Raw genomic sequence first — 21,372 nt, forward strand, 5'->3', positions numbered from 1 at the left:
TGCCTCATGTCTGGAACGACCGGTACCACCTCAGTGATCGTCGCGGGCGCCCGTACGCCCATGGGCCGTCTTCTCGGCTCCCTGAAGAGCTTCTCCGGAGCCGATCTCGGCGGCTTCGCCATCAAGGCCGCGCTGGACCGGGCCGGTATCGGCGGCGACCAGGTCGAGTACGTGATCATGGGCCAGGTGCTCCAGGCCGGGGCGGGGCAGATCCCGGCACGCCAGGCCGCGGTCAAGGCCGGTATCCCGATGAGCGTTCCCGCGCTCACCGTCAACAAGGTCTGCCTTTCCGGCCTCGACGCGATCGCTCTGGCCGACCAGCTGATCCGCGCGGGTGAATTCGACGTCGTCGTCGCCGGCGGCCAGGAGTCCATGACCAACGCCCCGCACCTGCTCCCGAAGTCCCGCGAGGGCTACAAGTACGGCGCGATCGAGATGCTCGACTCGATGGCGTACGACGGTCTGACCGACGCCTACGAGAACATCCCGATGGGTGAGTCCACCGAGAAGCACAACACCCGCCTCGGTCTGAGCCGCGCCGACCAGGACGAGATCGGCGCCCGGTCCCACCAGCGCGCCGCCGCCGCCCAGAAGAACGGTCTCTTCGAGGCCGAGATCACCCCGGTCGAGATCCCGCAGCGCAAGGGCGACCCGGTCCTCTTCTCCAAGGACGAGGGCATCCGCGCTGAGACGACCGTCGAGGCCCTCGGCAAGCTCCGGCCCGCCTTCGCCAAGGACGGCACGATCACCGCGGGCACCTCCTCGCAGATCTCCGACGGCGCCGCCGCGGTCGTCGTGATGAGCAAGGCCAAGGCCGAGGAGCTGGGCCTGGACTGGATCGCCGAGATCGGCGCCCACGGCAACGTGGCGGGCCCGGACAACTCGCTCCAGTCGCAGCCGTCCAACGCGATCCAGCACGCGCTGAAGAAGGACGGGCTGAGCGTCGAGGACCTCGACCTCATCGAGATCAACGAGGCGTTCGCAGCCGTCGCCCTCCAGTCGATGAAGGACCTCGGCGTCTCCCCGGAAAAGGTGAACGTCAACGGCGGCGCCATCGCGCTCGGCCACCCGATCGGGATGTCCGGCGCCCGCGTGGTGCTGCACCTGGCGCTGGAGCTGAAGCGGCGCGGCGGCGGCACGGGTGCGGCGGCGCTGTGCGGTGGCGGCGGTCAGGGCGACGCGCTGATCATCCGCGTCCCCGGCAAGTAGTCCTCGTCACGTAGACACAGAGCGAACCGAACGGAGCGGTGATGGTGGACGTTCCCACCCTGGTCGAGCAGGCCCGTGAAGGCCGGCCGCGGGCCGTGGCCCGGCTCATCTCCCTCGTGGAGGGGGCGTCGCCGCAGCTGCGCGAGGTGATGGCGGCCCTCGCGCCGCTGGCCGGGAACGCGTACGTCGTCGGGCTCACCGGTTCACCGGGTGTCGGCAAGTCGACCTCGACCTCGGCGCTCGTCTCGGCGTACCGGCGGGCCGGAAAGCGGGTCGGCGTCCTCGCCGTCGACCCGTCGTCGCCGTTCTCCGGCGGCGCGCTCCTCGGCGACCGGGTCCGGATGTCGGAGCACGCCTCCGACCCCGGCGTCTACATCCGCTCCATGGCCACCCGCGGGCACCTGGGCGGCCTCGCCTGGTCGGCGCCGCAGGCGATCCGGGTGCTGGATGCGGCGGGCTGCGACGTGATCCTGGTGGAGACGGTCGGCGTCGGCCAGTCGGAGGTGGAGATCGCCTCCCAGGCCGACACCTCGGTGGTCCTCCTCGCGCCCGGCATGGGCGACGGCATCCAGGCGGCGAAGGCCGGAATCCTGGAGATCGGCGACGTGTACGTCGTCAACAAGGCCGACCGGGACGGCGCGGACGCCACCGCCCGCGAGCTCAACCACATGCTGGGTCTCGGGGAGTCCCGCGGCCCCGGCGACTGGCGGCCGCCGATCGTGAAGACGGTCGCCGCCCGGGGCGAGGGCATCGACGAAGTCGTCGAGGCACTGGAGAAGCACCGGGCGTGGATGGAGGAGCACGGCGTCCTGGCCGAGCGCCGCACGGCGCGCGCGGCCGGCGAGGTCGAGACGATCGCGGTCACCAGACTGCGCGAACGCATCGGCGACCTGCACGGCGACCGCCGCCTCGGCGCCCTGGCCGAACGCATCGTGGCGGGCCGCCTGGACCCGTACGCGGCGGCGGACGAACTGGTGGCGGGGATCACGGGCGAGTCCTGACAGGCAGGTACCGGGCGGGTGAGGGGCGGCGTGCGGGCCGCCCCTCACCCGCCCGGTCCGGTCAGCTGTTCAGGCGAATCGTCCGCACCGCTGCCCTGCGCGGGCCGTGACCGGCGCATGGCAGGATGACGTACCACACGTGTCATGCACACCGGGGGGACGCGACACATGCTGGGGCCGCTGCGTGAGGACTCGCCCAGACGGATCGGACCGTACGAGATTCGGGCCCGGCTCGGCGCGGGCGGCATGGGAGAGGTCTTCCTCGGAGACCCGGGCGACGGCCGGGATCCCGTCGCCCTCAAGACGGTGCGCCGTGATGTGGCGCAGGACCCCGGCTTCCGTCGTCGTTTCCGCCGCGAGATCGCGGTCGCCCGATCCGTCACCAGCCCCTTCCTCGCTCCGCTGCTCGACGGGGACGCGGACTGCGAAGTGCCCTGGCTGGCCACCGGATACGTGGCCGGGCCGACCCTGTCCGCCGCGGTCCGCCGGGCCGGCGCGATGGACGAGGGCGAGGTGCGGATGCTCGGCGCCGGGCTCGCCCGCGCGCTCGCGGCCGTCCATGCGGCCGGGGTCGTGCACCGGGACGTGAAGCCCGGCAATGTGATGCTCGCCGAGGACGGTCCGCGGGTCATCGACTTCGGGATCGCGCGGGACGGCAACGCCACCCCGCTGACCACCACCGGCCGGATGGTCGGCAGCCCCGCCTTCATGTCCCCGGAACACGTGGCGGGCAGCGGGCGCGTCACCTTCGCCTCCGACATCTTCTGTCTCGCATCGGTGCTCTGCTTCGCCGCCACCGGCCGCGATCCCTTCGGCGACGGGCCGGTCGCCGCCGTGCTCTACCGGGTCAAGTACGTCGAGGCCGATCTCGAAGGCGTACCGGACGCGCTGCGCGCCGTACTCGCCGACTGCCTGGCCGCCGACCCCGCCGACCGCCCCACCGCCGCCGGACTCGCCGAGCGGCTCGCCCCCGGTGCGGCGCGGCAGTGGCCCGAGCCGGTGCGGCAGCACATCGCCGAGTACGGCAGGGAACTGGCCCGGGTCCGCGCCCTCGACGGACCGCTGCTGCCCGGCTACACGCCGACCGAGGCGGCCACGGGCAGTCGCACCCCCGTTGCTCAATTACCCACGCAAGGAACCGACTTCGCGCCGGGTCTGCACATGGTGGAGACCCAGGGCCCCGGCCTTGCCCGGCCGGAACGACCCCGGCGCAGCCGCCGCGCCCTGATGGTGTCCCTGGCCCTGCTCGTCATCGGGGGCGCGGTGACCGGCGGACTCCTGGCCCTTCGGGACCGTAACGGTGACAACAACACCGCATCCCCGGGCGGCAGTCCGGCGCGGAACACAGTGATGGTCACCGGGGTGGACGACGAGGGCGGCCCGGACGGTTCCGGAACTGTTCCGTACGGCCGGGAGGTCCGCCCGAAGACTTGGAAGCCCTGGAAGTCCTCGACCGGCAGCAGAGGGCCCTTCGGCTGCGCGGCCAACGGCACGGTCGCGGTCTGCCGCGACACCGCCGGTGCCTATCAGGCACTGTCCGCGGTGGACGGCCGGAAGCTGTGGAGTCTCGACACCCAGGAGGAGGCGGCCGGGGCCGGAGTCAGTCCCACCGGACAGTTCTTCATGCCGTCCGGCTCCAGCCGTCCGACCGTGTACGGGGACACGGTGTTCATGGCGAGCGGTGACCGGCTTCTCGCGGTGGACGCGGCCACCGGTGAAACCCGCTGGCAGCAGCGCGCGGGCGGAGCACACACCATCGAGAGCAGGCCGATTGTCTCCGACGGACTCGTCTTCGCCTCGACGACCACCATGCCGTACGGGTCCCAACTGGCTGCCTTCGACATGAAGACCGGCGACCGCAAGTGGGCCGCGCCCCTCGCCCCGAAGGACATTTCGAAGGCCGAAGCACGCAACTACTGGCCGCTCGCCACGGCCAAGGGCGTGCTCTACGCGCTGGGCCACGACGGCATCAAGGCGTTCCGGGCCAAGGACGGCAAGGTGCTCGGCCAGGCGGACGCCAGCAGGACAGGGGCGGAGGAATGCGAGGACGCCCGCGTGCAGGGCTCCTTCCTCTACTGCTCCACCTTCACCTCCGAACGGAGAGGGAACGACTACGCCTACAGCCTCATCGTCCACCGCCTCAGGACTCCGTCGCTCGCCGACGCCGGCCGGCAGACGGTGGACCCGAAGGTCGTCATGTCCCTGAAGGCAGGTGCGGTCGACGGACGGGTGATCGCCTTCCGCCGTGGTGGGAGGAACATGGACCTGCCGGACCCGGCAGGCATCCGGCCGGAGATCGTGCTGGTGAGTCTGGACAGCGGCCGGACCCTGGGCCGGTATCCGGTCACCGAGACGTTCTCCGGCGGGCGCCTCAACCCGGTTTCCAGCCCGCTGATCGATGCGGGCACGGTGGTGTGGGCGGACACGTCCACGCTCTACTCGGTGAAGCTGGACAAGGACGGAACACCCGGGAAGTTGCGCCGTACCGCGCTCAAGGGGGCTCCCGGCCCGTCCGCCCCACCGTCCCACGACCTGGCGCGAGGCGGCTACTCGTACGCTCTCGACCTCCTTCCCCCGTATGTCGTGCCGGCCGGCGGGGTCGTGCATGTGTTCTTCGACAGCGGCACGGCACTCTCCGTGCCGCTGCCGGAATGAGGATGCGTCACCGGTGATCGAACCGCTCCCCGCCGGACCGCTCCGGCACATCGGCCCGTACCGGCTGCTCGGGCTGCTCGGCGCGGGCGGCATGGGCGAGGTGTATCTGGCCCGGCAGAGCGGCGCGCCGGAAGGCCGCCTCGTCGCGCTGAAGACGATGCGCGCCGATCTCGACCTCGACGACGGTTTCCGGACCAGGTTCCGCCGGGAGATCGACGCGGCCGGCGCGGTACGCAGCGCGTACACCGCGACGCTCGTCGGCGGCGACGCGTCGGGGCGGCCGCCCTGGCTGGCCACGGAGTATGTCCCCGGGCCCTCACTTGCCGAGGCCGTCACCCGCGGCGGCCCGCTGCCCGAGCCGGTGGTCCGGGCCATGGGCGCCGACCTGGCCCGCGCCCTCGCCGACATGCATGCCGTGCGTGTCCTTCACCGTGACCTCAAGCCCGGCAATGTCCTGCTCGGCCCGGACGGGCCGAAGGTGATCGACTTCGGGATCGCCCAGGCCTTCGACGCCACCCAGCTCACCCGGACCGGCGTCGTGGTCGGCAGCCCCGGCTACATCTCGCCGGAGCACGTCAACGGCTCCCGGGCACTCGTGCCCGCCTCGGACGTGTTCTGTCTGGGGGCGGTGCTCGCCTTCGCGGCCAGTGGACGGGGGCCCTTCGACGACTCGGACATGGCAGCGGTGATTTTCCGGATCGCCCAGGGCGAGGCCGAACTCTCCGGTGTACCGGCGCAGTTGCGTGAACTGATCGCCCAGTGCCTGCATGCGCGCCCCGAGGACCGCCCGACTCCGGGGGAGCTGGCCGGACTGCTGCTCCACGGGCAGCCGCCGACCTCGTCCTTCCCTTGGACAGGAGGGGTGCGGGAGCAGCTGGCCGGATACGAGCAGGCGGCCCGGGACTGCCTCGCCGCGGCCCCGCCCACGGCCGTCCTGCCCCCGGTCCCTGACCGGCCGCCGACACCGGTGCCCCTCTCCGGGACCGCCCCGGGGCGCGGCCGTCGCCGCAGGGCGCTCCCGGTGGCGCTGGCGGCCGTTGCGGTGACGGCGTGTCTGCTCCTCGGTTATGTGCTGTGGCCCGGTCTCTTCCCGCCGGACAAGGGCACCGGGGGCGGTTCGGGTGCCACCGGTCCCACGGCCGGCCCGTCCCCGGCGGCCGCGCGCAGCACGGTACGGGCGATTCCGCGGGCCGACGGCGGCCGTACCGGTGACTTCGGCGAGGCTGCCACCGATCCCTCCGTCCGGCCCGCCGACTGGAAGGCGTGGAAGTCCACGGTCGACGGGGTCGAAGGCGGGTGCAGCTTCGCCGAGTCGACGCTGCTGTGCGCGGGCAGCAAGGGTGTCACCGCACTCGACGCGTCCGACGGAACCAGGCGCTGGCAGGCCCCGAAGGGGCGGACGGGGGCAACCGGTTCGGCCGTGGCCGGGTTCGCCTCCGGGACGGTGTACACCTTTGTCGGCCAGGCGCTGGTCGCCTACCGGATCACGGACGGCCGGGAGTTGTGGCGCTCGGCGCTGCCCGACGGCGCCGTGGGCGCAGGTGCCGTCCAGGACGGCGACACTCTGTACTACGTCGCCCGGGCCGGCGGCGGCGGAACGGGCAAACTGATCGCCCGCCGGCTGACCGGCGACCGCGGCGAGTTGTGGAGCAGGGACTTTGCCGACCCGCGGTTCAGTCTCCTCGCCGACGACGGACGGCTGGTCGTGGTGGGCAACGACACCCGGATCATCGACGGGGTGAAGGGGACCGTGGAACAGCGGCTCACGGCCGCCGACTTCCCCTGCCGGGTGCCGGTACTGAGAGGCCGGCGGCTGGTCTGCCGGGGAGCGACCGGGCTGCTCGTCATGGACGATGTGACCCGGCCCGGGCAGACCCGCACACTCGCCGAAGAGATCACGCCCGCCCACCCGCCGGCCCTGGTCGGCGACGACACCGTGGTGGTCTCCGACAACGACCACGCGTACGCCTACGGGCTGACCGACGGACAGCGGAAATGGACGACGTACGAGAACCTCAGCGAGTTGGGTGGCGAACCGTCCCTTGCGGGTTCTCAGGTGCTGATTGCCACGCGCACCGGAGTGGGTGCCTTCGGCCTGGCCGACGGCGAGTCGGCGAACGTCAAGTCGTACACCGGGTGGCCCGACGGCGGACCGGGCGTGCCGGATCTGCTCGCCGTCGGGGACCTCGTGTTTCTCACCTTCAAGGACGGCACGGTCCTGTCGGGATACGCCCCCTGAGCGACAGGGGGCGCAGACCGGGAGAAGCGCCGGGTCAGTCGTCGTCGCCGTGGCGGCCGTCGTCCGGGCGGTCCGCGGTGACCGCGGCGGTTTTCGCGTCCACGTTCAGCTCGTTACGGTTGCCGTCCTGCCCGTGATGTCGACCTCCCGGTGCAGCGCGCCGCTCCGGCCGACGGTGTCGTCCAGCTAGTGCCGTGACCGGCAATGTTTGCCCCGTGAGGAGCGTCGTCCAGTGCGTGCGGTCGCAAGGCGGCCGGAAGTCCTTGTAGCGGAGCTACCAGGGCTTATGGCCAACGCGGAAGGGGGTCCCCCCTGGCCCTTAAGGCCTTGGGGGAGGGCGTGCTGGGCGGCGCGACGGGGCAAAGCTTGCCGGGAGGGGCACTAGATCGAGGTGGACGAGGACAGGGCCCACCCCGTGCGACGCCGCGCCCCGCACGCGCACGCCCAGGGCGCGCTACGGCTTGCCCCGCCGCCCCCGCAGGTGCTCCGCGACCGGCGTCAGCGCCGCGTGCAGGTCCGCCAGTGCCTCCGGCGTCAAAAGGTCCATGAAGTGCTTGCGTACGGATGCGACATGGTGCGGCGCGACCTTCTGCATCGTCTCCGCGCCCGTCTCCGTGAGCACCGCGTACAGACCGCGCCGGTCGGATTCGCAGTTCTCCCGGCGGACCAGCCCCGCCGTCTCCATGCGGGTGATCTGGTGCGAGAGCCTGCTCTTGGACTGCAGTGTGGCCGTGGCCAGGTCGCTCATCCGCATGCGCTGGTCTTCCGACTCCGAGAGGTTCACCAGGATCTCGTAGTCGTTGTTGGTCAGGCCGAACGGCTGGAGGTCCTTCTCCAGCTGGTGCATCAGCAGCCTGCTGACGTCCAGGTGGGTGCGCCAGGCGCACTGCTCCGCGTCGCTCAGCCACTGGGTGGCCGTCTCGGTCTCCATATGTGGATTCTACCTAAGAAGTTGAAAGCCGGACGAAGTAAAGTGGTGCAACGCCCGGAACCGGCCCGGGGCGCCGGTTCCGGAAACGGCTCCGGAACCGGCGCCGGCGCCGGGCGCAGGCGTTCGACGTCACACTCTGCAGACTACCGTTCACAATCCGAAGCGACGCTGGAGGTCCCCCAGCTGGCCGGGCAGACGGGGGTTGGCGCCAGGTTGACCCGCACCGCCACCCGGGACCCCTGCCTGCTGCGGCGTCGCCCCCGTCGGCTGCTCCGCCATCAGGACCTCGGTCGACTGGAGTAGCACCGTGCCCGCGCCGACGAACTCGAACTGGTGCTCCTCGCCCGAGGTCCCGCCGATCCCGGTCAGCGACCGGAGACCGCCCATCACGCCCGTCATGTAGCCGTGGTCGTAGTGGTGGCACGGCGAGGGGCAGTCCGCCCAGCCCACCAAGGCCTGCGGATCGACCCGCAGCGGCGGTTCCATGAAGACCACCGGGCCGTTGGACGCGGCCACGAACTTGCCCGTGCCGATCAAGGTCAGGAAGCCCGGCACGATCGACTGCTTGAGTGCCAGTGTCGGCTGGTACGCGAGAAGGTTGCCGGACCGGATCGTCAGGTTCCCGTCGTCCAGGTCGTACGAGTTGACGTCGAAGGCCCGGTCGGCGAGCAGCATCTTGCCGCTGCCCTCGGCCACCACCCAGTCGCTCGCGTGGAGCGGCGAGTGGAAGCTCGTCCGGATCAGCCGTTCGAAGCGTCCGTGGCCGATGCCGTCGAACTCGATCCGCCCGTAGTAGGCGATCATCTTGCCCTTCTGCAGGAACCACTGGCTCCCCTTGAGCTCCACACAGAAGGTGTACGCGTTGACGTTGTCGTCCGACGGCAGCGTCATCGGGTCAAAGATCACGGGCGTGCTCACAGCTTCTCCTCCGACGCCTGGACGTACACCGCGCCACTGCCGCTCAGCTCCAGCTGGAACGCCTCGCCGGAGCCGCGCCCCACCATGTCGCGCCAGCTGAGCGCGGTGGAGAGCTTGTTGCGTACGTCGCCGTGGTGGGCGACGTAGGCCTGCGGGTCCACATGCACCTCGCGGCCCGGCGTGATGGGCAGCTCGATCACCCCGCCGTGAGCCATCACCGCGACCGCACCATGGCCCTTCAGCGTCGTGGTGAACAGGCCCTGTCCGGTCACCTGGCCGCGCACCATGCCCATGACCCCGCCCTGCGACCCCATGAACATCGTGCCCTGCTGCAGCGTCCCGTCGAAGGCGAGCAGCCGGTCGGCCTCCACGTACAGGGTGTCGCCGGCCAGGTTGATGACCTGGATGTGATGGCCGCCGTGGCCGAACATCACCGTGCCGTTGCCTTCGACGGTCATCAGCGGCGTCGCCTCATTGGCCAGCCGACGGCCGATCATCGACATCACGCCGCCTTGGCCGCCCTGGATGTTCGGGGTGAACGACACCTCGCCGCGGTACGCGAGCATCGCGCCGCGCTGGCTGAACATCTTCTGGCCGGGGACCACCGTCGCCTCGACCATCTTCGAGTTGATCTCACGGAACGGCATCAGACATCGCCCCCGATGGTGTTCCGCTCGCTCGGCTGCACGTAGACGAGTCCCTCGCCCTCGAATCTGATCTGGAACGACTCGCCCGAACCCTCGCCCATCAGCGTCCGGAAGGTGACCCCGGACTGGAAGTGCTGCTGCAGATTGCCCTGGTGGGCGATGTACGCGCCGGGATCGACGGACAACGGGTACTGGGCGGTCACCCGCAGCACCACGGCCGAACCGTCCGACATGATCGCCGCCTGGCCGGTGCCCTCGACGGTGGTGGTGAACAGGCCGTTGCCGGTCGCCCCGCCGCGCAGTCCGGTGAAGGTGGTGCCGGTGCGCAGCCCGGCATCGACGCAGAGCAGGTTGCTCGCCTCCACGTAGAGCTTCTCGCCGCGCAGCGAGACGAGGTTGATCTCGCTCGCGCGGTCGGCGAAGTAGCAGGTGCCCTGCCCGCTCACCTCCATCACGGTCATCTGCTCGCCGGTCAGCCTGCGGGTCACCATGCCGCGGATGCCCTCACCGCCGCCGGTCATCTTCTTGAACGCCATCCGGCCGTCGTACGCGACCATCGAGCCGTTCTTCGCCTTGACGGCGTCGCCGGTCAGATCGACGGCGAGCGTCTTGCTGCCTTGGAGTCGGAACATTGCCACTCGGTGACCGTAGCGGCAGGGGCCTGGGCCCGACAGGGTCTGCGGGCCTATCCGGACCCTGAGTCGACCCTGATTTGCGCCGATACGTTCCCCGGAGTGTCAACCGGCCCCCGCCCCCGGGCCCGGTGGGGGCCGATGCCACAATGGGACACGCTTGTGCCTGCATTCACAAGCTGTGACGACCCTCCCACCGAAGGTGCCCTCGTGGACATCAAGACCGCTACCGCCCTGCACCGGCTGCGCCTCATCTCGATCCCCGAGGCGCTCTCCTTTCCGGCGCTGATCATCTTTGGCTCGATCCTCAGCCGCGTCTCGGACATCGACTTCCTGATGATGCCGCTCGGCATCCTGCACGGCGTGCTCTTCGTGATCTACGCCGTTCTGCTGCTCGACGTCTGGTCCAAGGCCAAGTGGCCGTTCAAGCGCGTCGCGTTCTTCTTCCTGCTGGCGCTGCTGCCGTTCGGCGGGCTGTACGGCGACAAGATCCTCAAGCGCTACGAGGCCGACGGGGTCATCGCCGCCCGCGCCCGCCGGGAAGGCGTGGTCAGCGCATGATCGTCGCCTTCTCCGTCAGCCCGCTGGGGGTCGGCGAGGACGTCGGCGAGTACGTCGCCGACGCCGTCCGGGTCGTCCGCGAGTCGGGGCTGCCCAACCGCACGGACGCCATGTTCACCTCCATCGAGGGTGAGTGGGACGAGGTCATGGACGTCGTCAAGCGCGCCGTCGCGGCCGTCGAGGCCCGCGCCGGACGTGTCTCCCTCGTACTTAAGGCCGATATCCGGCCCGGTGTCACCGACGGTCTGATCTCCAAGGTCGAGACGGTCGAGCGGTACCTCGCCGGCTGACGCCTCCACGCCCCAGGAGACCCCCCGCGCCGCACGGCGAGGGGGGTCTCCGTCACCCGGGGCGCGTTTCGGGCTCCACCGCCAGCGCGATCCCGAGCGGCGTCCGCTCGTACAGCACCTGGTGCCCGTACCGCTGCGAGGTCAGCAGCCCTGCCGCCCGCAGCACCGACAGATGTTCCGACACGGAGGACGGCGCGAGGCCGAGCCGGAGGGCGAGGGTGCTCGTCCCCGCCGGTTCGTCGAGCATGCACAGGAGATCGGCCCGCGTCCGCCCGAGCAGCCGAGCGAGCGTCTGCGGCGTACGGTCGGCGGGTTCCGTCCACAGGCCACCGATCCCGCGTGCCGGATAGATCACCGCGGGCTGGTAGGGCGGCTCGTACCCGCTGACCACATCCGGCCAGGCGAAGACGCTCGGCATCAGGACGAGACCCTGCCCACCGAGTACCCGGGAGTGCCGGCCCCGCATCCCGATGAGCGTGAGCGTCGAGTCCGCCCAGCTCAGCTGGGGACTCAACTCGCCGAGCAGCCGCGCGAAGCCGACCGCCGCGAGCCGGCGCGAGTGGTACGCGATGTCCGCCTCCAGCAACGCGCGCAGCCGCGGCCAGTCCGGTTCGACCAGGACCCGCCACGCCTGTTCCAGAAGCGCGGACAGCTCCCGTTGCGCGCGGGCGGGGTCGTCGAGCATCGCCCGTCCGGCGGGGGAGTCCAGCGCCCCCGGCACACCCGCGAGGGTCAGCGCCAGATCCTCACGGACGAGACCGGGGTCGAGGGCGCGTACCCCGGCGATCTCCTCCTCGAACGAGGCGTAGGGCCCGAGCGGTGGCGGGCTGAGAAAGTCCGGATTGTGCCCGCTCTCCGGCATCAACGACCACAGCGGCCCGAGGTCCAGCCCCCCGGCGGCGCTCCGGATGCGCCGCAGCCACGGCTCGTGGTAGCCGTGGTTCCCAGGGCGCAGGAGGGTGCGTACCGCCTGTTGCGTCTCCCAGAGCGGGGAGAGCGCGAACCTGCAGCGCAGCAGATCGCTCTCGTCGAAATGCAGATGGAACGGCATCGGCGCACCTCGCGAAGATTCGGTGTCAGCCGAAAGTTTATGGAGTGCGGGCCACGCTCCTCCACGCTGCGTCCATGCCGAACAACAGCCCCGCCCCGGACCCCGGCGCCCCCCGCGGCTACCGCGCCGTCTTCGCCGTACGGGAGTTCCGTGCCGTCTTCGCCGCACACATGCTCTCCCTTCTCGGCGTCGTCGTCAGCGAGATCGCGCTCACCGTCCTCGTCTACGACCTCACGGGCTCGCCCCTGCTCAGCGCCCTCACCTTCGCGCTCGGCTTCCTTCCGTATCTCGTCGGCGGCACGCTCCTCGCCGGGGTCGCCGACCGCTACCCCGCCCGCCGGGTCCTGGTCACCTGCGATCTGATCTGCGCCGGCTGTGTCGCCGTCATGGTGCTGCCCGGCACCCCCGTCGGCGGGCTCCTCGCGCTGCGCTGTCTCGTCGCCTCCGTGTCGCCCGTCTTCACCGGGACGCGTATGGCCGCGCTCACCGACATCCTCGGCGAGGGCGATCTCTATGTGCTGGGCCGCTCTCTGCTGCGGATCGTCTCGCAGAGCGCGCTGCTGATCGGCTTCGGGGTGGGCGGTGTGCTGCTCGCCGCGGTGTCCGCGCGCGGGGCGATCACGATCACCGTCGGGACCTTCCTCGGCTCGGCGGCGCTGCTCCGCTTCGGCACCCGCAACCGACCCGCCCGGAGCGGCCGTGACGGAGGCGGCGCCCTGCTCAAGGACTCGCTCGCCGGAGCACGTACCGTCCTCGCCGACCGCAGGATCCGCGCGCTGATGCTGCTTTTCTGGCTGCCGGCGATGTTCGTTGTGGCACCGGAGGCGCTTGCCGCACCGTACGCGGACGAGATCGGTGCCGGCCCAGCCGCGCTCGGACTCCTCATGTGCGCGATGCCGGTCGGTCACATCGGTGCCGAGCTGTACGTGGGCGCGGCGCTGAGCCCGCGCCTGCGCTCCAGGATCGTGCTGCCGGTCGCCGCCGCGGGACTGCTGCCCCTCGTGCTGTACGGGTTCCGTCCCGGCATGGTGCTGAGCGTCGTCGCGCTCGTGCTGGCCGGGGTGGGGGCGGCGTACGTCATCGGCCTCGACCAGTGGTTCGTCGACGCCGTTCCGGAGCAGCTGCGGGGCCGGGCCATGACCCTGCTCACCGCCGGGCTGATGACGGTCCAGGGCATCGGCATGGCCCTCGCCGGGCTCGCCGCCGAATTCGTCCCCGTACATCAGGCGGTCGCCGGGGCCGCTGTGATCGGTACGGTGTGCACGCTCGTCCTCGTCCGCGAGGTCAGGACCACGGAACCCGTGCACAGTCCTCGGACCGAACTTCGAGACGGGGCTGAACGGCATATGACCAGTGGGTAAGGTCGATCCCGTGCCGAAGCCGCTCAGTCTTTCGTTCGACCCCATCGCCCGCGCCGACGAACTCTGGCAGCAGCGCTGGGGCCCTGTCCCCTCGATGGCGGCGATCACCTCGATCATGCGTGCGCAGCAGATCCTGCTCGCCGAGGTCGACGCGGTCGTCAAACCGTACGGACTGACCTTCGCGCGGTACGAGGCGCTGGTGCTGCTCACCTTCTCCAAGGCCGGTGAGCTGCCGATGTCCAAGATCGGCGAGCGGCTGATGGTTCACCCCACCTCGGTCACGAACACCGTGGACCGGCTGGTCAGGTCCGGTCTGGTCGACAAGCGTCCCAACCCGAACGACGGCCGGGGCACCCTCGCCTCGATCACCGACAAGGGCCGAGAGGTCGTCGAGGCGGCCACCCGGGACCTGGTGGACATGGAGTTCGGGCTCGGGGCGTACGACGCCGAGGAGTGCGCGGAGATCTTCGCACTGCTGCGCCCACTGCGGATCGCGGCCGAGGACTTCGAGGAGAAGTAGCGCCGCGCGCCCCGGCCCGCTGCAAGATCGCCCCCGGCGCCCGGTTACGCTCGACGTCATGAAACGCAGTGTGCTGACCCGGTACCGGGTGATGGCCTACGTCACCGCCGTCATGTTGCTGGTGCTCTGCACCTGCATGGTCTTCAAATACGGCTTCCACACCGGTGCGGGGCTGACGCTCGTCGTCTCCCAGATCCACGGTGTGCTGTACATCATCTACCTGATCTTCGCCTTCGACCTGGGCTCCAAGGCGAAGATGCCGCTCGGCAAGCTCCTCTGGGTGCTGGTCTCCGGCACGATCCCGACGGCCGCGTTCTTCGTCGAGCGCAAGGTCGTCCAGGAGATCGAGCCGCTGATCGCGGACGGCTCCCCGGTGACAGCCAAAGTCTGACCCGAACCGCCCCGTGCGAAGCACCGGGCGGTTTGTCATCGACATTTACTAGGACGTCCTAGTAAATTGGGGTCCATGGACGCTGACGCGATCGAGGAAGGCCGCCGACGCTGGCAGGCCCGTTACGACAAGGCCCGCAAGCGTGACGCGGACTTCACCACGCTCTCCGGGGACCCGGTGGAGCCCGCGTACGGGCCCCGTCCCGGGGACACGTACGAGGGGTTCGAGCGGATCGGCTGGCCCGGTGAATACCCCTTCACCCGGGGTCTCTACCCGACCGGCTACCGCGGCCGCACCTGGACCATCCGCCAGTTCGCCGGCTTCGGCAACGCCGAGCAGACCAATGAGCGGTACAAGATGATCCTCGCCGCGGGCGGCGGCGGGCTCAGCGTCGCCTTCGACATGCCGACGCTGATGGGCCGCGACTCCGACGACCCGCGCTCGCTCGGCGAGGTCGGGCACTGCGGTGTCGCCATCGACTCCGCCGCCGACATGGAGGTCCTCTTCAAGGACATCCCGCTCGGCGACGTCACGACATCCATGACGATCAGCGGACCCGCCGTCCCCGTCTTCTGCATGTACCTGGTCGCCGCCGAGCGCCAGGGCGTCGACCCGGGGGTGCTCAACGGCACGCTCCAGACCGACATCTTCAAGGAGTACATCGCGCAGAAGGAGTGGCTCTTCCAGCCCGAACCCCATCTGCGCCTCATCGGCGACCTGATGGAGCACTGCGCGCGCGACATCCCCGCGTACAAGCCGCTCTCGGTCTCCGGCTACCACATCCGCGAGGCCGGGGCGACGGCCGCGCAGGAGCTCGCCTACACCCTCGCCGACGGCTTCGGCTACGTGGAGCTCGGCCTCTCCCGGGGCCTCGACGTCGACACCTTCGCCCCCGGTCTCTCCTTCTTCTTCGATGCGCACCTCGACTTCTTCGAGGAGATCGCCAAGTTCCGTGCCGCCCGCCGGATCTGGGCCCGCTGGATGAAGGAGGTGTACGGCGCGAAGACCGACAAGGCGCAGTGGCTCCGCTTCCACACCCAGACCGCCGGGGTCTCCTTGACCGCCCAGCAGCCGTACAACAACGTCGTACGGACCGCGGTCGAGGCGCTCTCCGCCGTCCTCGGCGGCACCAACTCGCTGCACACCAACGCCCTCGACGAGACCCTCGCGCTCCCGTCCGAGCAGGCGGCTGAGATCGCCCTGCGCACCCAGCAGGTGCTGATGGAGGAGACCGGCGTCGCCAACGTCGCCGACCCGCTGGGCGGTTCGTGGTACGTCGAGCAGCTGACCGACCGGATCGAGGCCGACGCCGAGAAGATCTTCGACCAGATCAAGGAGCGCGGCACCAGGGCGCACCCGGACGGTCAGCACCCCATCGGGCCCATGACCTCCGGCATCCTGCGCGGCATCGAGGACGGCTGGTTCACCGGCGAGATCGCCGAGTCCGCGTTCCGGTACCAGCAGGCGCTGGAGAAGGGGGACAAGCGCGTCGTCGGCGTCAACGTCCACCACGGCTCGGTCACCGGCGATCTGGAGATCCTGCGGGTCAGCCACGAGGTCGAGCGCGAGCAGGTCCGCGAGCTCGCCGTCCGCAAGGCCGCCCGCGACGACGCCCGCGTCCGCGCCTCACTGGACGCGATGCTGGCCGCCGCCCGCGACGGCTCGAACATGATCGGACCGATGCTGGACGCCGTCAGGGCCGAGGCGACGCTCGGTGAGATCTGCGGGGTCCTGCGGGACGAGTGGGGCACGTACACCGAGCCGCCCGGCTTCTGAGGGTCTTACGGCCTCCTATGTGGCGGCTGCCGCGCCCAGCCCCGCAAGCAGCAGAACGGTGAAGCGCCGGGCCCAGTCCTCGTCGACGGGCTCGGCGCTCACCAGCGTCCGGTGCACGACCGCACCGGCGATCACATCGAAGATCAGGTCGGCGGTCGAGGCCGCCGATGCCTCGTCCGGTTCGACGGGCAGCTCGCCGCGCTGCTGCGCCCGTTGCCGTCCCAGCAGTACGAGCCGCTTCTGCCGGTCCACGATCGAATCGCGGATCCGGGCCCGCAGCGCGTCGTCACGGGTCGACTCGGCGACCACGGCCATCAGCGCCGCCCTGGTCTCCGGGCGGTCCAGCAGCGCCGCGAACTGCAGCACCACGTTCTGCACATCTGCCGACAGGCTGCCCAGGTCCGGCAGTTCCAGCTCGTCGAAGAGGGCCGCGACGGCGTCCACGACCAGTTCGTTCTTGCCTGCCCAGCGCCGGTAGAGCGTCGTCTTGGCGACCCCGGCCCGTGTCGCCACATCGCCCATCGTCAGCTTCGACCAGCCGAGGGCGACCAGGGACGCGCGGCAGGCCTCCAGGATCGCCTCATCGGCCGCGGCGCTGCGCGGTCGTCCCGTTCGCGCGGGTTTGGGGTGGCCGTGGCTCAGCATGCCGTGACCATACCCGTCAGTAAGGAGAACCGGCCGGTCGCGTTTGCCGTGAGAGAGATCACTGGACACTCCTGTGCGCGAGGGGTGCGGGACAGTTACGCTACGGGTCGTAGCGTAAGGACGACGGTCAGGCCGTCGTCACGCCACGAGCGAACGACAGCCATATGTGCCGGGTGGGGACCCGGCGCCGAGAACAGGCCCTTCGAGGGTCATGGGACCGCGGAGGTCCGCGCGTCCCGCACACCGGCGGGTACCACGGACGGCTGCGGTTCCCGGATCGCTTTCCGGAACAGTGTGCCGAGGGGGGAGGATGTACGTATGCAGCCTAGGAACATGTCCATGAGCGGCGTCGTCGACCTCGCCGCAGTGAAGGCGGCCGGCGAGGCCAAGGTGAAGGCGGAGCAGGCCCGTGCCGAGGCCGCCCGGCAGGGTGGCGGCGGCGCCGTCCCCCCGTCCTCCCTGGTGATCGATGTCGATGAGGCGGGCTTCGAGCGCGATGTCCTCCAGCGCTCCGTCGAGGTCCCCGTCGTCATCGACTTCTGGGCCGAGTGGTGCGAGCCGTGCAAGCAACTGGGCCCCCTCCTGGAGCGCCTGGCCCACGAGTACAACGGCCGCTTCGTGCTGGCCAAGGTCGATGTCGACGCCAATCAGATGCTGATGCAGCAGTTCGGCATCCAGGGCATCCCGGCGGTCTTCGCCGTCGTTGCCGGGCAGGCCCTCCCGCTCTTCCAGGGCGCGGCTCCCGAGACCCAGATCCGGCAGACGCTGGACCAGCTGATCCAGGTCGGCGAGGAGCGGTTCGGGCTCACCGGGATCGCGGTCGACCAGGAGGCCGCCGGTCCGGAGGGCGCCGGACAGGCTCCGGCCGAGGTGCCCGCGGGACCGTATGACGCACTGCTCGAAGCGGCGGTACGGGCGCTGGACGCCAATGACTTCGGCGGCGCCGTCCAGGCGTACAAGAACGTGCTTGCCGACGACCCGGCCAACACCGAGGCCAAGCTCGGCCTCGCCCAGGCCGAACTGCTGGGCCGGGTGCGGGACATGGACCCGCAGCAGGTCCGCAACGACGCCGCTGAGAAGCCGGCCGATGTGGCGGCGCAGATCGCCGCCGCCGATCTGGATCTGGTCGGCGGTCATGTCGAGGATGCCTTCGGGCGCCTCGTCGAGACCGTGCGCCGGAATTTCGGTGAGGACCGGGACGCGGCGCGGCTGCGGCTGCTGGAGCTTTTCGAGGTCATCGGCCCCGACGATCCGCGTGTCGTCGCGGCCCGTACGGCGCTGGCGCGCGTCTTGTTCTGATGTGACAACGCGGCCGTGGCGTCCCGGGGGCGTCACGGCCGTTTTCGTGATCTGGCGACAACAAACGCCCTCGCTTTACCAAATCTTGATAAAAGCACGGACTGTTACTGCCAGTAAATCGTGCGTGGGATTCTGTCCGCTTAAGGACCCCAATTCTCCCTTTCCTCCTCGCGAGAGGCGCCACCCTGTGTGGCCGGGCGGCGCCGCCCTGTCGCGCCTTGGTTATCGGGCCGTTACTAGCGAGTAACGAACCCCCTTGTGCCGCGGGCGCTAATGCACCACGATCGGCCACGCTCGGTCCGACGACGCCAGCCCGACCGCCAGTCGGTGCGGCGGCCGATTCGGGTCCCCACCGAGTGGGTCGGCGGCAGTGGCGCCGACCGCGGACAGGGGGGTTCCTGCCGTCTGGCAGGGCCTGTCCGAACAGGTTGCGCGAACGCGCGGCCAGTGGTTGTCGCTCGGGGGTGATCGCCGGTGATTCGGACGCGGTTCCTGCCTCCGTGCGCGGGCGCTCTCCTTCCCGAGGACGTAGCACTTCTCCCATCCCAGGACGGGCCCAGGCCCGGACCGGAGATGTACGTCCGAGAAGGAGGAAGAAAAATATGAGTTCCCAAGTTCGTGGCGGCACCAGATGGAAGCGTTTCGCTCTGGTCATGGTGCCGAGCGTGGCGGCGACCGCCGCGGTGGGCATCGGTCTCGCCCAGGGCGCCCTCGCCGCGTCGTTCAGCGTGTCCGGCCAGAGCTTCAAGGTGACCGCGGACAGTCTCGTCGGCCACAACTTCGTGCAGTACGGCAGCGTGGCCACCGGCACGGATCCTCAGGGCAAGGACGGGGCACACGCCGTGGCCGTGTCCGGCTTCAGCGACGCCAAGATCACCAACATGTGCCAGTCGGTGGTCACTCCGAACCTTCCGTTCGGTCTTGGCACCGTCACGCTGCGGCTGTCGGCGGGTACGAACCCGGAGAAGCCGGTCGAGGCGACCAATCTGTACCTGGACATCGCCGAGCTCAACGCGGACGCCGAGTTCAAGAGCATCGACATCGGTGTTGCTGCGGGTTCCCTCAGGAACCCGAACAACCCTGATTCGATAGGCATCCAGCCTCGCACCCAGGCGAACCCGAACGGTTTCGCGCAGCGTGCCGAGGAAGCCAAGCTGACCAACGTGCAGCAGACGGCGTGGGCGACCACCGCCGGCACCTTCAAGCTCAGCAACCTGAGCCTGCGGCTGAAGTCCGGCGACAAGCCCTGCTACTAGGGCGCTTGCCCAGGGTGGCCGGGGTGCCCGCCACGGACCTCCGGCCGCCCGCCCCTTCTCTTCTCACAGCAGTACCGGTTCCAGGGAGCTGTTTTCCATGAGCCCCGAGTCCACAGGGCAGAACGAGCACTACCTCCGCGTCTTCCGGCGGGGATTCCGCACCTGGCGGGGTAACCGGCCGTTCTGGGCGGGCCTGTTCACCATGGTGGGTGGTCTACCCATCGCGTACTTCCCGTACGCCAACATGCATCTCGGCAACGTCACGCTGGCGATGTCCACAACCGCCGGTGCGGGATCGCTGATCATTGGGGTCCTGCTGATCACGCTGGGCCTCACGATGTGGTTCCACCACATCGTGAGAGTGTTCGCCGGAGTCGCCGCGATCCTGCTGGCGCTGATCTCCATACCGGTCGCCAACATCGGCGGATTCCTGATCGGTTTCCTGTTCTCCCTGCTCGGTGGAGCGCTCTCCATCTCCTGGGCCCCGGGCGAGCCGAAGCCGGCCGCCGCACATGGCGGTGCTCAGAGCGAGGTGTTCAAGGACGCCGGGTCCGGTACACAGGAGCCCGAGCCCGAGTTCCAGAGCGCGGCATCGGTGCCCCAGCAGCCGCAGCAGTACGACACGACAGCAGAGGTCGAGGGCGGGAGGCACCGTGGGGAGTGACGAGACGCAGCTGAACTCGGCCGGTGAGGACCTCCCGACGAGAAGCGGACCGCGTCACGCGGCCCCCAGAAAGTCGCTGCTGACGAAGCTTCACATACCCGCGGGCAAGGCGTTCGTTCTCGCCGCGATGCCGACGGCCGTCTTCGTCGGGATGGGACTCACCCCCAAGCTCGCGCTGGCCGACGACGCGACGGACATTCCGTTCGCGCCGGGCCCCTGTGTGACACGTTCGGACGAGCCGAGCCAGTCTCCGGAGCCCTCGGCGTCCGCGTCGGAGACGAAGGCGCCGTCCCCGTCCGCCAGTGCGTCCACCGGTGCCGCCGACGGCGGTGCGGACCAGAGCGCCGAGGCGACGCCGAAGCCGTCGGCGACCCCGTCGGCGAACGGAGCGGCGGACCAGCAGCGCGTGGCGCCCGCCGCAACGCCGAGCACCTCGCCGTCACCCACGGCTACGGACAACCCGCTCGATCCGCTGGGCCTGGGCGACGCACTCAAGGACCTCGTCGGCGGACCGGACCAGGTGACGGCGAGTCCGTCCCCGAGCGCCACCACCGCGTCCCCGGAGCCCTCGGTCTCCGAGACGAGCGAGGCCACCGAGAAGCCCGTGGTCAAGGTGACGGACGCGGCGAAGGAGACGGCCGGCAAGACCGCCGACGCCATCCGCGAAGCGGCCGACAAGGCGGGTACGCCGGTCAAGGAGCTCGACGAGAGCGCCAAGGGACTCGACCCCAAGAAGGACGACGACATCCCGGACGGCGCCAAGCAGCCGTTCCCGTGCCCCACCGCCGACCCCAAGGCGCTGGCCGCGGCGGACCTGGAGCAGGGCATCCCCAGGCTGCCGAACCAGCCGTGGATCCTGGAGAGTTCGCTTCTCACCCTGAACGGGCTCGACTACAAGGGCATCGTCGAGGTGGAGAAGGGCGACGGCAGCACGAAGAAGGTGCTGAAGTTCACCGCGTCGTCCATCGACATCAAGGACCTGCACCAGCTGACCGAGGGTCCGGGCGGCACCACCGGCCACGTCCAGGCGCGGAAGGGCTCGACGTCCACCATCCGCAACGGCACGGTGACGATGTACACGGAGGAGCTGAAGGGCAACCTCTTCGGCCTCATCCCGATCACGTTCAGCCCTCAGACCCCGCCGCCGCTGAACGTGCCGTTCGCGTTCTTCACCCACGTGAAGGTCACTCAGGCCGGCCAGTTCGGCGGCACGCTCACGGTGCCCGGGCTGCACAACTACTTCACCGGCGGCACCAGTTGATGAAGTGACTCAAGGGCCCGTCAGGGAGCCGCACAAGGCTGTGGCCGCACCCCCTTCGAAGGGGG

General features: G+C 70.1%; 20 protein-coding genes. 14 read left to right on the forward strand and 6 right to left on the reverse strand.

From position 1 onward, the window contains the following. Positions 1-6: 6 nt before the first annotated feature. From ACNPQM_RS22895 to ACNPQM_RS22910, 4 genes are all read left to right on the forward strand, one after another. Entirely contained in the window at positions 7-1,209 is a 1,203-nt protein-coding gene (locus tag ACNPQM_RS22895; RefSeq protein ID WP_418085528.1) for an acetyl-CoA C-acetyltransferase, read from the forward strand. Positions 1,210-1,250: 41 nt separating this feature from the next. Further along, a complete protein-coding gene (gene meaB, locus ACNPQM_RS22900; RefSeq protein ID WP_266981398.1) occupies positions 1,251-2,210 on the forward strand; it encodes a methylmalonyl Co-A mutase-associated GTPase MeaB in 960 nt (319 codons plus the stop codon). A gap of 144 nt (positions 2,211-2,354) precedes the next feature. After that, positions 2,355-4,865, forward strand: a complete 2,511-nt coding sequence (locus ACNPQM_RS22905; RefSeq protein WP_418085529.1) for a protein kinase domain-containing protein — start codon at positions 2,355-2,357, stop codon at positions 4,863-4,865. A 13-nt stretch (positions 4,866-4,878) separates the two neighbouring features. Further along, positions 4,879-7,104, forward strand: coding sequence for a protein kinase domain-containing protein (locus ACNPQM_RS22910; RefSeq protein WP_418085530.1), 2,226 nt, complete (start codon positions 4,879-4,881; stop codon positions 7,102-7,104). A 454-nt stretch (positions 7,105-7,558) separates the two neighbouring features. Here ACNPQM_RS22910 and ACNPQM_RS22915 read toward each other — a convergent pair whose 3' ends face one another. The 4 genes from ACNPQM_RS22915 to ACNPQM_RS22930 form a co-directional block, all read right to left on the reverse strand. Then, positions 7,559-8,035, reverse strand: coding sequence for a MarR family winged helix-turn-helix transcriptional regulator (locus tag ACNPQM_RS22915; RefSeq protein WP_358857444.1), 477 nt, complete (start codon positions 8,033-8,035; stop codon positions 7,559-7,561). Between the two features lie 150 nt (positions 8,036-8,185). After that, positions 8,186-8,953 carry an AIM24 family protein gene (locus ACNPQM_RS22920; protein WP_358857445.1) on the reverse strand — a complete coding sequence of 256 codons (768 nt, stop codon included), beginning with the start codon at positions 8,951-8,953 and terminating at the stop codon, positions 8,186-8,188. Then, positions 8,950-9,600 (reverse strand): AIM24 family protein, encoded by a 651-nt coding sequence (locus tag ACNPQM_RS22925; protein WP_418085531.1) that lies wholly within the window; start codon positions 9,598-9,600, stop codon positions 8,950-8,952. The genes ACNPQM_RS22920 and ACNPQM_RS22925 overlap by 4 nt, the downstream gene beginning before the upstream one ends. Beyond that, entirely contained in the window at positions 9,600-10,232 is a 633-nt protein-coding gene (locus tag ACNPQM_RS22930) for an AIM24 family protein (RefSeq protein WP_358857516.1), read from the reverse strand. The genes ACNPQM_RS22925 and ACNPQM_RS22930 overlap by 1 nt, the downstream gene beginning before the upstream one ends. A 210-nt stretch (positions 10,233-10,442) precedes the next feature. Here ACNPQM_RS22930 and ACNPQM_RS22935 point away from each other — a divergent pair, with 210 nt between their 5' ends. After that, entirely contained in the window at positions 10,443-10,793 is a 351-nt protein-coding gene (locus ACNPQM_RS22935) for a DUF3817 domain-containing protein (protein WP_358857447.1), read from the forward strand. Continuing rightward, positions 10,790-11,083: an MTH1187 family thiamine-binding protein gene (locus tag ACNPQM_RS22940; RefSeq protein ID WP_358857448.1), complete on the forward strand. Its 294-nt coding sequence runs from the start codon at positions 10,790-10,792 to the stop codon at positions 11,081-11,083. Before ACNPQM_RS22935 ends, ACNPQM_RS22940 begins: the two co-directional genes overlap by 4 nt. A gap of 52 nt (positions 11,084-11,135) precedes the next feature. Here ACNPQM_RS22940 and ACNPQM_RS22945 read toward each other — a convergent pair whose 3' ends face one another. Beyond that, entirely contained in the window at positions 11,136-12,134 is a 999-nt protein-coding gene (locus tag ACNPQM_RS22945; protein ID WP_418085532.1) for a DUF5937 family protein, read from the reverse strand. Positions 12,135-12,208: 74 nt separating this feature from the next. On the opposite strand from ACNPQM_RS22945, the gene ACNPQM_RS22950 reads away from it, so the two are divergent. The 4 genes from ACNPQM_RS22950 (at position 12,209) to ACNPQM_RS22965 (ending at position 16,182) form a co-directional block, all read left to right on the forward strand. Next, on the forward strand, positions 12,209-13,495 hold the full coding sequence (locus ACNPQM_RS22950) for an MFS transporter (protein WP_358857450.1): 1,287 nt from the start codon (positions 12,209-12,211) through the stop codon (positions 13,493-13,495). 10 nt (positions 13,496-13,505) lie between these two features. After that, complete coding sequence (locus ACNPQM_RS22955; RefSeq protein ID WP_418085533.1) at positions 13,506-14,015, forward strand: MarR family winged helix-turn-helix transcriptional regulator; 510 nt, start codon at positions 13,506-13,508, stop codon at positions 14,013-14,015. 58 nt (positions 14,016-14,073) lie between these two features. Further along, positions 14,074-14,406, forward strand: a complete 333-nt coding sequence (locus tag ACNPQM_RS22960) for a DUF3817 domain-containing protein (protein ID WP_418085534.1) — start codon at positions 14,074-14,076, stop codon at positions 14,404-14,406. Positions 14,407-14,481: 75 nt separating this feature from the next. Then, positions 14,482-16,182 carry an acyl-CoA mutase large subunit family protein gene (locus ACNPQM_RS22965; protein WP_358857453.1) on the forward strand — a complete coding sequence of 567 codons (1,701 nt, stop codon included), beginning with the start codon at positions 14,482-14,484 and terminating at the stop codon, positions 16,180-16,182. A gap of 15 nt (positions 16,183-16,197) precedes the next feature. On the opposite strand, the gene ACNPQM_RS22970 is transcribed toward ACNPQM_RS22965, so the two are convergent. After that, positions 16,198-16,827, reverse strand: coding sequence for a TetR/AcrR family transcriptional regulator (locus tag ACNPQM_RS22970; protein ID WP_418085535.1), 630 nt, complete (start codon positions 16,825-16,827; stop codon positions 16,198-16,200). 318 nt (positions 16,828-17,145) lie between these two features. Between ACNPQM_RS22970 and ACNPQM_RS22975 the strand changes: the two genes are divergently transcribed. The 4 genes from ACNPQM_RS22975 to ACNPQM_RS22990 all read left to right on the forward strand — a co-directional run bounded on the left by ACNPQM_RS22975 (position 17,146) and on the right by ACNPQM_RS22990 (position 21,307). Continuing rightward, positions 17,146-18,126, forward strand: a complete 981-nt coding sequence (locus ACNPQM_RS22975) for a tetratricopeptide repeat protein (RefSeq protein WP_358857455.1) — start codon at positions 17,146-17,148, stop codon at positions 18,124-18,126. A 602-nt stretch (positions 18,127-18,728) separates the two neighbouring features. Further along, positions 18,729-19,382 (forward strand): DUF6230 family protein, encoded by a 654-nt coding sequence (locus ACNPQM_RS22980; RefSeq protein WP_418085536.1) that lies wholly within the window; start codon positions 18,729-18,731, stop codon positions 19,380-19,382. Positions 19,383-19,479: 97 nt separating this feature from the next. After that, positions 19,480-20,046, forward strand: a complete 567-nt coding sequence (locus ACNPQM_RS22985; protein ID WP_418085537.1) for a DUF6114 domain-containing protein — start codon at positions 19,480-19,482, stop codon at positions 20,044-20,046. Then, positions 20,036-21,307 (forward strand): hypothetical protein, encoded by a 1,272-nt coding sequence (locus ACNPQM_RS22990; RefSeq protein WP_418085538.1) that lies wholly within the window; start codon positions 20,036-20,038, stop codon positions 21,305-21,307. The genes ACNPQM_RS22985 and ACNPQM_RS22990 overlap by 11 nt, the downstream gene beginning before the upstream one ends. The last annotated feature ends 65 nt before the right edge of the window (positions 21,308-21,372 follow it).

It is taken from the genome of Streptomyces sp. NPDC056231, assembly GCF_048270745.1.
GTDB lineage: Bacteria > Actinomycetota > Actinomycetes > Streptomycetales > Streptomycetaceae > Streptomyces.

What these genes read in the sequence shown, in the direction of transcription:
- ACNPQM_RS22960 (WP_418085534.1), top strand. Translation starts at nt 14,074, where the DNA reads ATGAAACGCAGTGTGCTGACCCGGTACCGGGTGATGGCCTACGTCACC.
- ACNPQM_RS22975 (WP_358857455.1), top strand. Translation starts at nt 17,146, where the DNA reads ATGCAGCCTAGGAACATGTCCATGAGCGGCGTCGTCGACCTCGCCGCA.
- ACNPQM_RS22925 (WP_418085531.1), bottom strand. Translation starts at nt 9,600, where the DNA reads ATGCCGTTCCGTGAGATCAACTCGAAGATGGTCGAGGCGACGGTGGTC.
- ACNPQM_RS22970 (WP_418085535.1), bottom strand. Translation starts at nt 16,827, where the DNA reads ATGCTGAGCCACGGCCACCCCAAACCCGCGCGAACGGGACGACCGCGC.
- ACNPQM_RS22950 (WP_358857450.1), top strand. Translation starts at nt 12,209, where the DNA reads ATGCCGAACAACAGCCCCGCCCCGGACCCCGGCGCCCCCCGCGGCTAC.
- ACNPQM_RS22940 (WP_358857448.1), top strand. Translation starts at nt 10,790, where the DNA reads ATGATCGTCGCCTTCTCCGTCAGCCCGCTGGGGGTCGGCGAGGACGTC.
- ACNPQM_RS22980 (WP_418085536.1), top strand. Translation starts at nt 18,729, where the DNA reads ATGAGTTCCCAAGTTCGTGGCGGCACCAGATGGAAGCGTTTCGCTCTG.
- ACNPQM_RS22905 (WP_418085529.1), top strand. Translation starts at nt 2,355, where the DNA reads ATGCACACCGGGGGGACGCGACACATGCTGGGGCCGCTGCGTGAGGAC.
- ACNPQM_RS22895 (WP_418085528.1), top strand. Translation starts at nt 7, where the DNA reads ATGTCTGGAACGACCGGTACCACCTCAGTGATCGTCGCGGGCGCCCGT.
- meaB (WP_266981398.1), top strand. Translation starts at nt 1,251, where the DNA reads ATGGTGGACGTTCCCACCCTGGTCGAGCAGGCCCGTGAAGGCCGGCCG.
- ACNPQM_RS22915 (WP_358857444.1), bottom strand. Translation starts at nt 8,035, where the DNA reads ATGGAGACCGAGACGGCCACCCAGTGGCTGAGCGACGCGGAGCAGTGC.
- ACNPQM_RS22930 (WP_358857516.1), bottom strand. Translation starts at nt 10,232, where the DNA reads ATGTTCCGACTCCAAGGCAGCAAGACGCTCGCCGTCGATCTGACCGGC.
- ACNPQM_RS22965 (WP_358857453.1), top strand. Translation starts at nt 14,482, where the DNA reads ATGGACGCTGACGCGATCGAGGAAGGCCGCCGACGCTGGCAGGCCCGT.
- ACNPQM_RS22985 (WP_418085537.1), top strand. Translation starts at nt 19,480, where the DNA reads ATGAGCCCCGAGTCCACAGGGCAGAACGAGCACTACCTCCGCGTCTTC.
- ACNPQM_RS22945 (WP_418085532.1), bottom strand. Translation starts at nt 12,134, where the DNA reads ATGCCGTTCCATCTGCATTTCGACGAGAGCGATCTGCTGCGCTGCAGG.